Origin of the sequence: Enterococcus crotali (genome assembly GCF_000633635.1) — a bacterium.
Lineage (GTDB): Bacteria > Bacillota > Bacilli > Lactobacillales > Enterococcaceae > Enterococcus_L > Enterococcus_L crotali.
Genome location: NZ_AYPQ01000004.1, coordinates 199,896 through 214,503 on the forward strand (window position 1 = coordinate 199,896; position 14,608 = coordinate 214,503).

Genomic DNA, 14,608 nt, shown 5'->3' on the forward strand with positions numbered 1-14,608 from the left:
TCCCAATCTCGCCTTTTTATTGAATAAGTCGTTTATCATTTTTAGATAAAGTACTTACTTTTTTTATATGTTCAACAGTGATCATCCGGATTTGTTGACTGTCTTCTTGCAACCTTAGCATAATTGAATCGCCTATACTTTTGGAAACGATCCATCCAGAAACTGTTTCAAATTTTTGAGAAGTCGGCACTTCTTTTAATTGTAGAACAACTAAACTTTTTTGAGCGGAGGCAACTTGTAATTTGTTAAGAATTTCTTCACGCTCTTTATTCTTACTCTGCTTATCTTTAGAGTCCTCTAAAAATGCCGAAAAGAAACTTTGGGAAGATTGGCTGATCAATTTTGAAATGCTTTTCATTGTTGATTTGTGGTCATTATCCATTCTTCTACCTCCTTCACGAATTTACTGTTACTATCAGACTCTGAACAATCAGATACTATCATTCTACCTAAAAAAGAAGAATAGTTCAAGAAAATATGTTCGTAATAAATGTATAAATAATTATTCCTACTTGCTTTTTTTGTTAGATTCAGTAATATAAGAAGTACCGATTACTATCTAAGTAATGAATTTGAAAGTGAAGATCGACAAAAGCTTTCAACTTAAAGAGGGAGATACCAATGAAACAAAAACAAACAAAAAAATCTAGCATGTATATTATAGCATTATTAGTAGTAACAACATTTGCAGGAGCACTTTTAGCAAAAATAGCCCCGATGGAAGAAGGCCATGGTTTTTCAGCATTATTCGATGATGGAAAGGCCGATGAAGTAAAAATAGCTGAAACAAGTGAAAGTAAAAAAGAGCCAGAAAAAGTTAAAAAGCTGACCTATACGGAACAGATCAATCAAGATATGAGCCAAAGCAAGTTTACAAACAGAATGCCAATCAACCTATTGTTGCAAACGGATGAAAGGTGGAAAGCAACACCATATGGTACAGGGAATCCAGATGGCAATACCTTAGAAATCAATGGCTGTGCGATCCTTTCTTTAGCGATGGTATCCTCTTACTTGGATAATCAAACCTATACACCACAGGATATCCTTAACTGGTCAAACAATGATTACTTTGTAGAAGGTGAAGGAACTGCGTGGTCAGTGTTCTCTGATTTTGCTACGGTAAAGGGCTATCAATTTGAAGACCTTGAAACAAATATCGCTGCTGTAGAAGAACATCTAAAACAAAAACATCCTGTGATCATCTCGGTGAATCCTGGTTTATTTACGGAAACAGGACATATTATGGTACTTAGCGGTACAAATAATGGGAAATTCTGGGTGAATGATCCGAATGACTCTGAGACAAAAGGGCATTCGAAAAAAGAGTTTACTGCCGAGGAGTTAATGAATGAAGCAGCGAACTTTTGGGCGATATATAAGTAAGCGGAGAAAAAGTGAGCAAAGCTGACCTTTATTTGAGGTCGGCTTTTTTTGTTGCTTGACGAAAAGAAAACGTTTTAATTATTTGCTTCAAACGTATTGACATGGGATGGTTCCCACAGTATACAATTATAGTATAAAAAGGAAGTGGAGTGAACCAGATGAAAATTATTATTGAAAAAAACTTTGAAGCAATGAGTGAAACAACTAAAAATATTTTATTCGGTCATATGAGTCAGGATAAACGTGTCAATTTATCGATTACAGCAGGCAATACTCCTGTTGGTGTTTATAAAAAATTGGTGGAGATCGTAAAAGATTCACCTGATTATGCAAATGTTCATTATTATAATTTTGATGAAATTCCTGTAGCAAATCAAGCGGAAGGGATAACGATCACTGATTTGCGAAAATTATACTTAACGCCTGCTAATATCAATGAAGCCAATATTCATCCATTAACTGTGGAAAATTATGCTGAGCAAGACAAACGTTTGGCAATAGATGGCGGCTTAGATGCGATGTTGATCGGTTTGGGCGGAGACGGACACTTCTGTGGGAATATGCCGACAACAACAAGTTTTGAAAATTTAACGTATAAGATAAAAGTCACTGGGGAAGAGCCATGGTTTGTACCAGATATGATGGAAAAGGGTCTGGAATTTGTTACGATGGGACCAGTTAGTGTGATGCGAGTGAAACATTTGATTTTGATCGTTAATGGTGAGAAAAAAGCTGAAATGGTAAAAAATGTATTGCAAGGGCCGATAACAGAAGAATATCCAGCGTCTATTTTACAGCTTCATCCGAACTTGACGGTTATTTTGGATGAAGAGGCTGCAAGTAAATTAGAAAAATAAGATAGTAAGATGAAGCTGTGGTAGGAGTGTCTAACTACGGGAACCAAGTAGAGACTACGCAATAAATAAGAAGGAATTACTCCTACCGTATATTGAAAGTTCAAGTGTCTGGGATGTAACTCATAGAGTTATGTCTAAGGCGCTTCTTTTTTTACTAGATTTACAAACGTACGTTCTCGTGTTATTCTTATATAAAACAAATAAGAGTGAGGTAGAGTATGGAAAAAGTACGTTGTGATTGGGCTAAGGGAAACGAATTAGAAGAAAAATACCACGATGAAGAGTGGGGGACAGCAGAGCATGAGGACCAGAAGCTATTTGAAATGTTGATTCTGGAAAGTATGCAAGCAGGATTGAGTTGGTCAACGATCCTTAAAAAGAGGGAAACATTGACTAGCGCATATGATCAATTTGACTATGTCAAGATTGCTGAATATACACAAGAGAAGATCGATTCTTTACTAGAAGACCCAGGAATCATTAGAAACAAGCTGAAAGTCAATGCAACGATCAATAATGCACAGGTGTTTATGAAGATTCAAGAGGAATATGGTAGTTTTGATCGATTTATCTGGGCATATGTAGACGGAAAACCAATTAAAAATCGCTGGAAAGATATCAAAGATGTACCAGCTTCTACAGCATTATCTGATAAAATAAGCAAAGACTTAAAGAAAAAAGGGTTTAAGTTCTTAGGTACAACAACAGTTTATGCGTTCATGCAAGCAACAGGTATGGTAGATGACCATTTGCAGCATTGTTTCAAGAGTCAAGTGAGCTAAAAAACTGCTAGAGCAAAAAATAGTGAAAAGTGATTTTATAAATAGAATAGGATAGATCAAAGCTTTCCAATCATGACCGTTTTGATTTATCCTATTCGCATTGACTCTTATTAATTAGTAGATATATGAAGTATTTCATACAAGGAAGCATCCTGTGGGTGTGGTTTTTCAGTGTAAAATCCAAAGACTACTGCTTGCCATTTATCTGGATTATAAACGATGAGCTTTCCAACACTATTTTCTGGTAAGGTTGCGTGCCTACTGATTAACTCCTTTGGTATCTGCAGTAATGATGTGCTTTCTTTGATTGCAATAGTTTTTTCCAGTAAGTAGCAGGCATCTGAGAATGGATCTTCTATATTTAAAGTTAGAGGAATGCCGATTTGAATGGTTTGCCAACCAAAATCGTGAACGATATTGTCGTAAAATCCTTCAAAAATAAATTGATTCATTCCTTCAGAATCGTTCCACACATACAATGGAGCGTATGAATTAGAAACTGCCCCTTGTACTTTTTCTGAAATAAGATAAGCTTTAAAGAGTAGACCTTGGAAATGATCTGTTTTAGTTCCATTTTCTTTGACTCGTTTTCTAATCAGTGACATATCATAATCATCTGGTAAAATTATTTTATATTGCATGGCATTCATTTGAATCAGCTCCTATTCTTGATAAACTCAGTATATTCTTTTCAAAAAGTATTGCATAATACTAAAAAATGATATATGGTATCACTAATTGTGATAGCAAGAAATGGGTGGGAAGATGGAACTGAATGATTTAAGAATCTTTCGATGTGTAACAGCTGTAGGTTCAATGTCAGAAGCTGCCAGAGTGATGGGATATGCTCAATCCAATATAACGGAACGAATTAGGTTACTGGAGCAAGAGCTAACAGTGAGTCTTTTTGAACGGACGAATCGAGGCGTTATACTGCTTCCAGAGGGTGAAAAATTATTGGAGTACGCAACTGTAATTTTAGCCCACGTTGATAAAATCGAAGCGCATTATAAAAATTTACCGATCAGAATTGGCTGTACCCAAACAATTGCTTCTAACTATTTTGATTTGATCGATGTGATCAATTATCAACCTGCGATCGAATTGCAGATTGATAGGACCGATCGATTAGAAGCGATGTATGGAAAAAAAGAAATTGATCTATTCATTACGAATAAAATGACTTCTCTTAACAAAGACGTTTTACTTAATGAAACCGTTGGTTGGCTGTCTGCAGCAGGTGTACAAGAGGTTTACCTGATCAGCCGAGATAAAGAATGTCCTTATAGAAAGATGATGCTGTCTTTAATCAATCCGCCGACATGTAAAATTGTTGAAGTTGATTCTATTTACTTGATGATCGACCTGATTAAAAAAGGAGCAGGCCGATCCATTTTACCCAAGCGTTTCTCTCAGGAGGAACGGAATCAGTCGTTGCTTTTCGAAGAAATAGAAGAGCAAGTTCCTATCTATATCGTTGGAAATGAAAGGAATAAGCAAGATGTTCTTTTATTTTTAGAGCAGAGCAGCGGTTTGAGATAGAGAGGATTTGATTTGTATGAGTTATATTTATAAAGATATCAATGCAAACTATGAGAAATTGTCAGAAGCCGAACAGGAAGTTATTGATTTTATTTTGAAATTTGAAGATATTGAACGCTTAAAGTTAAAAGATATTAAAGATGAGTTATTCGTTTCAAATGCTACGATCATTCGGGCATGTAAAAAGTTGAATTATGCAACATTTAATGAATTAAAATATGCGTTTGTTTTATCAAGAAAAGAACGACAGGGTGCTGATTCGGTAGAACCTGACTTTTTTCGGATTTTGGAGAATATAAAAAAAGATACATTAACGACATTGAAGTTGATTGATGAAAAAAAAGTCGACGAAATATGCAGTTGTTTGATCAATGCAAGACGTATTTTTTGTGTTGGGACAGGCTCGAGTGCTTTAGCAGCCGCTGAGTTTAACCATAAATTAAAATTGATTGATCTTTGGAGCAACGATTATTTGGATAGATTTTCAATTGAACGGGTTTCCCAAATCAGCACGAATCAAGATGTTATCATTATGTTTTCATTGAGTGGTCAAGTGGATGAAATCAATGAACTCATGATTAAAGCAAAAGGTAATGGGACAACGATTATTGCAATCACCAATATGTCCGCTAATCGCCTAAAATCAATCAGTACATACTTTCTATTGACTTATAGCAGCCCTAGTAATCGTAAGAAGCTTCGATCAAGATTGATGCTTTACGTGATGAGTACGTTGATTTATGAAAAGCTACTTGCGAAACTATCTATAGGTGACTAAATTTTTACTCGAATAGTATTTTTCACTGTTTATTATTAAAAAAGGCCGAGACAAAAGTGTTTAGCTCCTATCAGTAAGAGGGAGTTGCTTTTGTCTCGCCGTTTATCCGAGTTTAGAGCGCGAAATAAAACTGATCCTTAGTTTTGTCTCGCGCTCTTTCAATTTATTCTATTTTACAGGGCTGTCCCAAGTTTAAACAGTTGTTGTGAGGCGACGCAGAAAAGCTATTCATTACGACCTTATCTAAGTCTAAGTTCAATTTTTATCAAAGTAGTCTTCGTAAACTAACATCAATTTATCAAAACTCTTAGCATCAGGGATCAGCGGAATCACGATGATCGGAATATTATTGATATAGATTTCCGGGATATTGGTTATAATACAATCATAGTCACCAGCTTGTTTTTCCAGTTCTTCTAGCGAATTAATGTGCAGAGGAGTACAAGAAAATCGTCCCCGCAAATAGTAAGTGATACGTTCAGAAAGCATATTCATATAATCCAAACCAGAATTAAATAACAGACCAGCTTTCATGGTTGGACTTGAGTATTCTAAACGATCAAGTAAGTTTGGCCAATTTGTAAATAAAATTGAGATCGCTTCATAAATCATATATTCTTTGTAAGGATTTGAATAAAAAATCGCTTGTAAAGAATGAATCAACTCGATTGGAAAATGACCATAGAGATTTTTGATGCTTGTTAAAAACTCTTTATTTTTATTGTGAAGAATAAATGTCCGTCCGTGTATTTGATAGTCTAAATTATAGAGACGCATGAAAATGTCGTCAAAATTTTGGCACTTACAATCCATTTTCTTTTCAATTTCCAGCAATAGGTTCTCAATTTTTTGATATTTTAAATAAGCATTGCGATCAGACTTTATTAATTCGTGTAACGTATCGATGGAATCGATATATTGATCACTAAAAAATAGATGGAAAAAAGTATTTAAATTAGCTGCGGATAAAGGCAGATGGAACTGACTATAAAATTCATCACAGGCATATGTATCATCGAGTATCGTAAACTCTTTTTCTTGTATGTCATGAAGCTGGTTTTCGCTATTGTGTTTTAATAGATTGATGCCAGTATAGATGTAAAAACGTAAACGATTCAATAGAGCAAAGTCCTGGTTGTAATCTGATTTGTTAGGAATTGCCTGTCTAACGATTTGAAGTCCGACTTTATCTAAAATAGCCAATTGGGCAGGAGTCAAAAGGCTTTCTGCGATCCCGTACTTTTCATAAAAGTAGTGCTGCATAAAATTACAAATACTATGTGGATCACCGACCAGTTGCATCTTTTTTAAATTGATCGTAAAACCTTCCATTTGAAGCAGTTGATTTACCCTAAGAACAATTCGTTTGATTGTAGAAACACTTATGTAAAGATCATCTGCTAAATCAATGATGGTAGAAAAATTATGTAAGAAAATTTTTTCGATTAACTGAAATTCAACACTATTCTTTATGAATTTTTGGTAAAAACTAGTTTTGCAGAAACCAAAGTTAGTTGTTAAGCGAATGCCGTATTTTTTCGAGGATTCGATTGTGGCAGGTGCCAGCAATGTCTCCAATTCAATGATATCTGATTTCAGTGTTTTGACAGGTACGCCTAAAGACTCTGATGCCGTAGGAAAAGGGACCCAATCACTATCGGCTAAAAGCTCCATTATTTCTAATTGACGTTTAGATCGGGAGGATAGGATTTCTTTCATAGTATCAACGCTTTCTTTTTTTTATGTTTTTTTTATATTTGTTCAACTTATTGTAAAATAAATTTCAATCTATTTTCTATTCTAACTTGAAATGAGCTACTTTGTCCATATATCAATGAATAAAAAAACCTCCTTTTTTGAAAAAAATTTAAATGTATAGACCAAATTTTTCTTTTTAATAGAAAAATTTGACCTTTTAAAGTTCTTTTTTTAAATAACAATTGTGATAATTGGCACAAGCTGTTTATACATAGTTTTTATTTTGCTGCAATTGTTCATTTCAATCAAGTATGCCTTTTTTTTTACCATAAATGACCCTTATTTTTCTTACATTACGTTTAAACTAATGTTAAGCCAGTTGAAGGCAAACGTGTGAATGGAGGAGAATTATGAAGAAAAAATTATTAGGATTAGCATTGGTATCAACAGTAATAATCGGAGGTGCAGGTTTACTTAGTGCGGATGAAGCAAATGCGCATGGATATGTAGAAAAACCAGCAGCTCGTGGTTATCAGGGATCATTAGATAAAAATACAATGGGCTGGACAGCCGCTATGGAGAAGTACGGAATGGTTATTACGAATCCGCAATCTCTAGAATTTGACAAAGGATTTCCTCAAGCAGGGCCGGCAGATGGCAAAATCGCCTCAGCAGAAGGTGGTAAAGGTCAAATTACAGATTCAGTAATGGACAGTACGGGTGTTGATCGTTGGACAAAACAAGAAATCAAAACAGGATTAAATACATTTTCTTGGCACTATACGGCACCACATAGCACAACTAAATGGCATTACTATATGACAAAAGTTGGCTGGAATCCAGAAAAACCATTAGCGCGAGCTGATTTTGATTTTCTTGGTGAAGTGAAGCATGATGGGTCGGCCGCTTCAAATAACAAGTCACATCAAATCGTTGTACCAGAAAATCGTTTAGGCTATCATGTGATCTTAGCTGTTTGGGATGTTGCGGATACAACAAACGCCTTTTACAATGTCATTGATGTTAATGTAAACGGTAGTGGAGAAATCATTCCGCCAGTTGAAGAAGCTCCGGCTAAACCGACAAATCTCAAAGTATCAGAAGTCACAACTTCTTCGCTTAAATTAACGTGGGATAAAGTTGCCAATGTAAAAGAATACAATGTTTATCGTGATGGCAAAAAAGTTACGACGATCAGCGGTACACAATTTAATGATGCGAACTTAGTAGAAAATACAACGTACTCTTACCAAGTAGAAGCAGTTGGAACGAATGGTAAAATCTCTGAAAAGAGTGCTGCAGTAAAAGCAACAACACAATCATCAGCAGTAGAAGATAACCAAAAACCAACAGCACCTACGAACGTTCATTCAATGGGAACAACAGAAAATACAGTTGATTTAATGTGGACAAAATCAACACACTTTTTAGGCGTTAAAAATTATGAAGTCTATCGTGATGGCAAAAAAATTGGGACAACTGAAAAAACAAGTTTCAAAGATACTGGCTTAAAAGCGGATACAACATACAACTACACAGTGAAAGCCGTTAGCGTTGGCGGTAATGTTTCAGAAACGAGCGCAGCATTTTCTGTGAAGACAAATGAAGCACCAAGTGTTCATTCTACATGGGATGCTGACAAAGTTTATAACTATGGCGATAAAGTGATCTTCGATGATTTAGAGTATGAAGCAAAATGGTGGACCAAAGGGGATCGTCCAGATCAATCAGATGTTTGGAAACTACTATCAAATAAAGCGGTAAACTGGGAAACAAGCAAAGCATATAGTGGTGGCGATACAGTGACTTTCCAAGGGAATACGTATAAAGCAAAATGGTGGACACAAGGCAACGAGCCGACAACCTCAAGCGTTTGGGAATTGATTTAAATAACAGAACGCTGCTTAAACGACATAGTAACAAGTAAAAAGTAACAACGACATAGAACATAAAGAGACACCAGAGAAGATGTAAGGCATCTGATCTGGTGCTTCTTTTTTATAGATTTTGAATATGTGTATGTTTAAATTCGTCCGGGTATTTAAGTCCATAACCCATTGTTCGATCCATGAGAACGTGAGCAAACCATACAATCGCGATTGCTAACAAAAGGGAAGTATGAGTAAATAGATAAATGAAGCTAAGTAAGGCTGGGAAAACCAAATTATGACCTACATTATAAATTTTAGCGCCAACGGTTGGATTTTTTAAGTATCCCACCATTGTAACATCTGGTAATAAGAGAAAAAGAAAGAAATAGAGAATAGGAAAGCCTAGTTTAATATACAAGGTCAGTGCTAAAAGGAAGAGTGCACCGTTTTCTATTTGTAAGATTGTTTTGTTTGTCATGTTTTTATCTCCTTTAATCCATAGTTGGACAATTGGTCGATCAAAGCGAATAACTCCGCTTGATTTTCTATATAATTATTATCTTTGATCGTGTTATTTAGCTTAACTAATAACTTGTGTGATACTTCGTAAAAAGCAATTTTTTGTTCAATGTAGTTGATTTTATTCTTTAAAAAATCGGTAGAGTCGTTGTTGCATTGGGTGGAAGTAGGTTGTCTTTTTAGTTCGAGTACATAACTGATTTCTTTTATTGAAAAGTCCAACTCTTTTAAGGCTAAGATGATTGATAGGTCTCGTTGATCCGTTTCTGTAAATTTTCGATAGCCGTTTGTTTGTCGTTTAGGTTGTAGCAAGCCTGAACGTTCGTAGAAGCGAATTGCGTCAGTTGATAGATTGAACTGTTGGGCGAATGTGGTTATTTTCATGGATGTTCCCTCCTGTGATCGTTAGTATAACACTGGACATAACTCCAAGGTCAAGGATAAAATTGTCATGTTTAACAGAAATGAAATTATGACCAATAAACCCAAGTTGCTGACTGGATAATCAACAACTTGGGTTCGAGAATAATATAGAATCTATTTAGATTTGATAACTGGCAGCCAAACTTCAAAGCTAGCGTTGCTTGGATCAGCGTCAAGGTAAAGTTCGATATCAGGACCATTAGCGTACTCATACCCAGAACTTGGCAGCCACTCTGTGACAATTTGCTTTTCCAATTCTTGGATGGCGTGCGGCATTGCGCCTTGACCAGAAAAAATGGCCCACGTAAATGCTGGTATAGTGTATTCTTCAAACATTTCCGGTAAGATTTGGTCACTAGCAACAGCAATATAATAAGAGGTTTCTTGGCTGTTTGAAAAATCATCTTTGTCCGCAGGATCAGCTTCAAAGCCAATACTGATGCCCATTACGCCTTTTGGTTCTTGAGTCATTAATGGTATCAATTGATTCAGTGTACCGTCCATGCCGATTTGCTGCCAAAATAGTGGGATTTCCTTAAAGTTATCCTCAATGTCTGCAGACAAGGCTTTTTTTGCTCCGATGATCCGAAAAGCTTTCTTTGTTTCAATGCGATATTCCATTTCTACATCTCCTTTGATCGTGATGTGGAACTTGATCCTAGGATATGAGGTTAGCAGGCTGCCTTCTTGTTGAGCCTGAGAAGGTGTGATTCCGTGTTGGTTTTTAAACGCACGGGTAAATGAATTTGGTGATTCATACCCGTATTTAACGGCGACATCGATCACTTTTTCGCCTTGCTGCAATTCAACGCCAGCCAAAGATAATTTTCTGCGTCGAATATAAACCGCTAAGGGGACTCCAACCATATAAGAGAAAATACGTTGGTAGTGATAAGTAGAGCAGCAGGCGATAGTGGCTAAATGGTCAAAATCGATTTCGTCTGTTAATTGTTGTTCGATGTAGTCTAATGAATTTTCCAGTCTCGTAACCCATTCCATGATATGATCAACTCCTGATTTCATTTTATAATGATTAAATCAAGTGTACCTCACTTTCTCTGCCCGAAAAAGAGTGGAAGGAAAAATTTATTGGATACTTGACTTTCAAGTGCAGTGAAAGGTTTATACTATAAAAAAGGCGGTGAACAAATGAAATACAAAATCAATGAGTTTTCAAAAATGACAGCTATTCCAAAATCGACCTTGCGTTATTACGATCGAGAAGGATTGTTGATTCCGTCATTAAGAGATCAAGAGAATGGCTATCGGTATTATGACGAAGCGGATTTTAAATTAGCGAATCAGCTAACGTTATTAAGAAATAGTGATTTCTCGATTTCAGAGATCAAAGAAGTGTTGCGTGGTGTGGAAGAAGATGGGGATTTAGCCTATTATTTACTTGAAAAAAAGACTTTTATTTTAGAAGAAATACAAGAAAAAAAGCGATTGATGAAAAAGATCGATCAAATGATAACGCTAAGAGAAACTGATTTTTTTGAGCAAGAATATAACGTTGAACTACATACCAAATCAGCACAAAGAGTAATTACTAGGAAATGTACTTGTGCATTTGATCAGATGGGTCTGGAAGTGAATTATCTGTATCAAGCGGCTAAAGACGCTGTTGCTGGTGAGCTATTCACAAGTCAACGTGAGATGTTGGATGAGAAAATACAATATGAAATCGTTTTGCCTGTCAATCGGTTTATTGAGAGCAAGCATGTAGAAAATGAAGTTTTTCCTGAAATGGTAGGACTTCGAACGTTTCATTATGGTGCGTATCAAGAGATTGGGCAGGCGTATAAAATATTGATCGATCATGTGGAGCAAAATCAGTTGGAGACAGATTTTGCATTCATCAATACGTTTATTAAAGGTAGTGGTAAAAAATTCAAAGGAAATCAGGCAAAATATATCACAGAAATTTTTTTACCTATCAAATAGTGTAGCTAGTTTGGCAGATTTAGTGTTTAAAATAAGGAGGAGAGATTCATGAAATTCGAATGGAGAAAACAAGAGAAAGAACTGTATTTACCGAAAGAGAAACCAATGGAGATTAAGGTCCCAAAACAGAAATTTTATACGCTATCTGGACAGGGGGATCCAAATGAGCAACAATTTTCAGAAGAAGTCAGTGCTTTGTATGCGATGGCTTATGGAATAAGAATGTCGGTTAAGAAAGGCTTGATCGGTAAGGAGCCTTTTGAATATACCGTCTATCCATTAGAAGGAGTTTGGACATTATCAGATGAAGCAGTAGCAGCTGGGCGAGCCTTTGATAAGGCAGATTTAGTCTATAAGATTATGATCCGTCAACCTGATTTCATTACAGAGGAGATGGCACTTGCTAACTTAGAGCAAGTGGCTAAAAAGAAACCAAATTCGAATAACCAAAACATAAACTTTGAAACGATCGAAGAGGGAAACTGCGTACAAATGCTACATGTAGGTCCGTATAGTGAGGAAGGCAAAACATTTGAAGTAATGAAACGCTATTGTGAAGAACATCAATTGAGTAGAAAGACATTTGCTCATAGAGAAATTTATCTTTCTGATGTGAGGAAAATAGCGCCTGAAAAAATGAAAACAGTACTACGTTATTCTGTTAAATCATTAGTATAAAAAGGGTGTGGACAAAACTAAAAATCAGTTTTGATATCCGCTCTAAAACCGAATAAACGGCGAGAAAAAAGCAGCTCTTTCGGAAATAAGCTGGAATTGCTATGAAACACAGCGAAGCATGAGCTGATGTAAAACAGTACCTACTTGGTCACAAAAATTTGAAAAACACCAAGTAGGTATCAATCATCATCAGTTCGTAAAATCACTGTGATTTTTGGCAATTTTCGTAAATTCCCTCTTATTGCTGTAAAAGACAACGAGGTACGAGTTGATGTTGCACAGTACCTACTTGGTTTTCGGAGCTAAACACTTTGTTTAGGTCTCTTTTTAGACTGAATCGGATGATTCTTTAATACTGCCCTTGCGATATACATGAGCCTCATAATCAGAAAGAGTCATATTTTGTGCTAGTGGCATAGTATTCGCTGTTGTGAGGATTTCTTCCCACCTAGAATAGTCCCAGGCATCTGGCAGGGAAATAGTCGTTTGACTTCGATCTAGCTGAACTAACACTAGCCAACACTCGGCTTCTGTTGTACGCGTGTAGGCAAAAATAGATGGGTGCTCAGGGAGCAGTAACTCGAATTTGCCATGAATAAGAGCCTCTGTCTCTTTTCTTAACTGAATTAAGGTTTGATAATGATGGAAAATACTACTGCTTTCAAGATCTTTTTGGGCTGCATTGATCATACGATAGTTGTCATTGACCTGTAACCAAGGCTCGGCTGTTGAAAAACCACCATGTAGAGCATCTTCCATTGGAAAGGGGTTCGGCTATGGTCTCTAGACCAGTTAACCGCAATAGCTAAAGCTTCTGTATCCAGTGTTCCTTGTGCTAATAATGTTTGGTAAAAATGAATCGTATCGGCCGCATTGATTTCTTCGATCGAACTGAACGGGTAATTCGTCATTCCGACTTCTTGGCCTTGATAAATAAAAGGAGTTCCTTTTAATAACAAAAGAACGGTAGCTAAAGCTTTTGCGGACTCTGGAGAATCGTCGCCGTAAACGGATACGCTGCGAGGTGTATCATGATTTTCTAAATATAATGCATTCCAACCGTTATCCGCTAAGCTGGTTTGCCATTGGTTTAACGAGTGTTTTAAATGTGGAATGGAGCCTTTTTGTTGGCCGATTTCACCAATTCGCTCACAGTGCTCCAATTCAAAAATCATATTAAAGTAACCGCGGTCTCCTGTCCAGGCTGCGGCTTCTTGGTGTGGCACGCCACTAGCTTCACCGACAGTCATAATAGCGTATTCGTTAAAAATAGCGTTCAATTCTTTCAAATAAACTTCGATTCCGGCAACATTCATAAACGGTGCCCACTGATTATCTGTGATCTTAAAATTCCAAGGTTCTTTTTGGATATGGCTGATTGCGTCTATCCGAAAACCATCGATCCCGAGGTCTAGCCACCAACGGATCATTTGATAAATTTCTTGTCGTACCTTAGGGTTTTTCCAATTAAGATCAGGCTGTTCTTTAGCAAAAACGTGAAAGTACGATTGTCTTGTTGGTTCATCGTATGTCCAAGTAGAGCCGCCAAAAAAAGATTGCCAGTCGTTAGGGGGCAACTCTTTTGTAGCGTCTGCCCAGTGATAATAGTCACGATAAGGATTATCTAAAGATTTTTTTGATTCTAAGAACCATGGATGCTGATCGCTTGTATGATTGACTACGAGATCCATAATGATTTTCAAATCGAGATGATGTGCTTCGTCCAATAACGCTTGGAAATCCTTCATCGTGCCAAAATCTTCGTGGATTGCTTGGTAATCAGAAATATCATAGCCATTATCGACATTTGGTGATGCATAAATCGGGTTGATCCAAATGAAATCGATTCCTAACTCTTTTAAATAAGGTAACTTTCCCCTGATCCCATTGAGATCACCGATCCCGTCATGATTACTATCTTTAAAACTGCGGGGATAAATCTGATACCCAACCGCATTTTTCCACCAATTTTTTTTATCTACTGTAATTGTTTGTTTTGTTTGCATAGCTGAATTAGGCATTTTTTCCTCCTAAATTTAAAAGCGTAAAAGGCTCGTTTAGCCTCGAAAGAAAAATAGGAAAATCTGAAAGTGGCGCTTTTAGCCGCAGGCAGATTTTATCTTTTTGCCG

The 14,608-nt window shown here is 36.4% G+C and carries 14 protein-coding genes and 1 pseudogene; 8 read left to right on the forward strand and 7 right to left on the reverse strand.

All coding sequences use genetic code 11. The features are described from left to right. Nucleotides 1–16: 16 nt before the first annotated feature. Entirely contained in the window at nucleotides 17–382 is a 366-nt protein-coding gene (locus V192_RS0111215; protein ID WP_025871774.1) for a hypothetical protein, read from the reverse strand. Nucleotides 383–621: 239 nt separating this feature from the next. Between V192_RS0111215 and V192_RS0111220 the strand changes: the two genes are divergently transcribed. From V192_RS0111220 to V192_RS0111230, 3 genes are all read left to right on the forward strand, one after another. Beyond that, entirely contained in the window at nucleotides 622–1,386 is a 765-nt protein-coding gene (locus V192_RS0111220; RefSeq protein WP_025871776.1) for a C39 family peptidase, read from the forward strand. A gap of 158 nt (nucleotides 1,387–1,544) precedes the next feature. After that, nucleotides 1,545–2,243: a glucosamine-6-phosphate deaminase gene (locus V192_RS0111225; protein WP_025871779.1), complete on the forward strand. Its 699-nt coding sequence runs from the start codon at nucleotides 1,545–1,547 to the stop codon at nucleotides 2,241–2,243. Nucleotides 2,244–2,461: 218 nt separating this feature from the next. After that, entirely contained in the window at nucleotides 2,462–3,025 is a 564-nt protein-coding gene (locus tag V192_RS0111230) for a DNA-3-methyladenine glycosylase I (protein ID WP_025871782.1), read from the forward strand. 110 nt (nucleotides 3,026–3,135) lie between these two features. Here V192_RS0111230 and V192_RS0111235 read toward each other — a convergent pair whose 3' ends face one another. Continuing rightward, complete coding sequence (locus V192_RS0111235; RefSeq protein WP_025871784.1) at nucleotides 3,136–3,675, reverse strand: DUF4865 family protein; 540 nt, start codon at nucleotides 3,673–3,675, stop codon at nucleotides 3,136–3,138. Between the two features lie 115 nt (nucleotides 3,676–3,790). On the opposite strand from V192_RS0111235, the gene V192_RS0111240 reads away from it, so the two are divergent. Together V192_RS0111240 and V192_RS0111245 are read left to right on the forward strand one after the other, a co-directional pair. Continuing rightward, the gene (locus tag V192_RS0111240; protein WP_025871786.1) at nucleotides 3,791–4,567 is read left to right on the forward strand and encodes a LysR family transcriptional regulator; all 777 of its coding nucleotides are present in this window, start codon (nucleotides 3,791–3,793) and stop codon (nucleotides 4,565–4,567) included. Nucleotides 4,568–4,583: 16 nt separating this feature from the next. Next, on the forward strand, nucleotides 4,584–5,345 hold the full coding sequence (locus tag V192_RS0111245; RefSeq protein WP_025871788.1) for a MurR/RpiR family transcriptional regulator: 762 nt from the start codon (nucleotides 4,584–4,586) through the stop codon (nucleotides 5,343–5,345). Nucleotides 5,346–5,600: 255 nt separating this feature from the next. Here V192_RS0111245 and V192_RS0111250 read toward each other — a convergent pair whose 3' ends face one another. Beyond that, on the reverse strand, nucleotides 5,601–7,064 hold the full coding sequence (locus V192_RS0111250; RefSeq protein ID WP_025871790.1) for an AcpB/EbpR/MafR family transcriptional regulator: 1,464 nt from the start codon (nucleotides 7,062–7,064) through the stop codon (nucleotides 5,601–5,603). A gap of 389 nt (nucleotides 7,065–7,453) precedes the next feature. On the opposite strand from V192_RS0111250, the gene V192_RS0111255 reads away from it, so the two are divergent. Further along, nucleotides 7,454–8,932, forward strand: a complete 1,479-nt coding sequence (locus tag V192_RS0111255) for a lytic polysaccharide monooxygenase (RefSeq protein ID WP_025871792.1) — start codon at nucleotides 7,454–7,456, stop codon at nucleotides 8,930–8,932. Nucleotides 8,933–9,041: 109 nt separating this feature from the next. Here the strand turns inward: V192_RS0111255 and V192_RS0111260 are convergent, their stop codons facing one another. The 3 genes from V192_RS0111260 to V192_RS0111270 all read right to left on the reverse strand — a co-directional run bounded on the left by V192_RS0111260 (nucleotide 9,042) and on the right by V192_RS0111270 (nucleotide 10,855). Further along, a complete protein-coding gene (locus V192_RS0111260) occupies nucleotides 9,042–9,392 on the reverse strand; it encodes a DUF4260 domain-containing protein (RefSeq protein WP_025871795.1) in 351 nt (116 codons plus the stop codon). After that, nucleotides 9,389–9,817, reverse strand: a complete 429-nt coding sequence (locus V192_RS0111265) for a MerR family transcriptional regulator (RefSeq protein ID WP_025871797.1) — start codon at nucleotides 9,815–9,817, stop codon at nucleotides 9,389–9,391. Before V192_RS0111265 ends, V192_RS0111260 begins: the two co-directional genes overlap by 4 nt. A 153-nt stretch (nucleotides 9,818–9,970) precedes the next feature. Then, complete coding sequence (locus tag V192_RS0111270) at nucleotides 9,971–10,855, reverse strand: AraC family transcriptional regulator (protein ID WP_025871799.1); 885 nt, start codon at nucleotides 10,853–10,855, stop codon at nucleotides 9,971–9,973. 150 nt (nucleotides 10,856–11,005) lie between these two features. Here V192_RS0111270 and V192_RS0111275 point away from each other — a divergent pair, with 150 nt between their 5' ends. After that, complete coding sequence (locus V192_RS0111275) at nucleotides 11,006–11,800, forward strand: MerR family transcriptional regulator (protein WP_128080817.1); 795 nt, start codon at nucleotides 11,006–11,008, stop codon at nucleotides 11,798–11,800. A 48-nt stretch (nucleotides 11,801–11,848) separates the two neighbouring features. Next, entirely contained in the window at nucleotides 11,849–12,478 is a 630-nt protein-coding gene (locus tag V192_RS0111280; RefSeq protein WP_025871803.1) for a GyrI-like domain-containing protein, read from the forward strand. Nucleotides 12,479–12,805: 327 nt separating this feature from the next. Here V192_RS0111280 and V192_RS20010 read toward each other — a convergent pair. Next, nucleotides 12,806–14,499: pseudogene (locus tag V192_RS20010) on the reverse strand (glycoside hydrolase family 13 protein). Nucleotides 14,500–14,608: the final 109 nt, after the last annotated feature.

What these genes read in the sequence shown, in the direction of transcription:
- V192_RS0111240 (WP_025871786.1), top strand. Translation starts at nt 3,791, where the DNA reads ATGGAACTGAATGATTTAAGAATCTTTCGATGTGTAACAGCTGTAGGT.
- V192_RS0111255 (WP_025871792.1), top strand. Translation starts at nt 7,454, where the DNA reads ATGAAGAAAAAATTATTAGGATTAGCATTGGTATCAACAGTAATAATC.
- V192_RS0111265 (WP_025871797.1), bottom strand. Translation starts at nt 9,817, where the DNA reads ATGAAAATAACCACATTCGCCCAACAGTTCAATCTATCAACTGACGCA.
- V192_RS0111215 (WP_025871774.1), bottom strand. Translation starts at nt 382, where the DNA reads ATGGATAATGACCACAAATCAACAATGAAAAGCATTTCAAAATTGATC.
- V192_RS0111235 (WP_025871784.1), bottom strand. Translation starts at nt 3,675, where the DNA reads ATGAATGCCATGCAATATAAAATAATTTTACCAGATGATTATGATATG.
- V192_RS0111245 (WP_025871788.1), top strand. Translation starts at nt 4,584, where the DNA reads ATGAGTTATATTTATAAAGATATCAATGCAAACTATGAGAAATTGTCA.
- V192_RS0111280 (WP_025871803.1), top strand. Translation starts at nt 11,849, where the DNA reads ATGAAATTCGAATGGAGAAAACAAGAGAAAGAACTGTATTTACCGAAA.
- V192_RS0111275 (WP_128080817.1), top strand. Translation starts at nt 11,006, where the DNA reads ATGAAATACAAAATCAATGAGTTTTCAAAAATGACAGCTATTCCAAAA.
- V192_RS0111270 (WP_025871799.1), bottom strand. Translation starts at nt 10,855, where the DNA reads ATGGAATGGGTTACGAGACTGGAAAATTCATTAGACTACATCGAACAA.
- V192_RS0111260 (WP_025871795.1), bottom strand. Translation starts at nt 9,392, where the DNA reads ATGACAAACAAAACAATCTTACAAATAGAAAACGGTGCACTCTTCCTT.
- V192_RS0111230 (WP_025871782.1), top strand. Translation starts at nt 2,462, where the DNA reads ATGGAAAAAGTACGTTGTGATTGGGCTAAGGGAAACGAATTAGAAGAA.
- V192_RS0111250 (WP_025871790.1), bottom strand. Translation starts at nt 7,064, where the DNA reads ATGAAAGAAATCCTATCCTCCCGATCTAAACGTCAATTAGAAATAATG.
- V192_RS0111220 (WP_025871776.1), top strand. Translation starts at nt 622, where the DNA reads ATGAAACAAAAACAAACAAAAAAATCTAGCATGTATATTATAGCATTA.
- V192_RS0111225 (WP_025871779.1), top strand. Translation starts at nt 1,545, where the DNA reads ATGAAAATTATTATTGAAAAAAACTTTGAAGCAATGAGTGAAACAACT.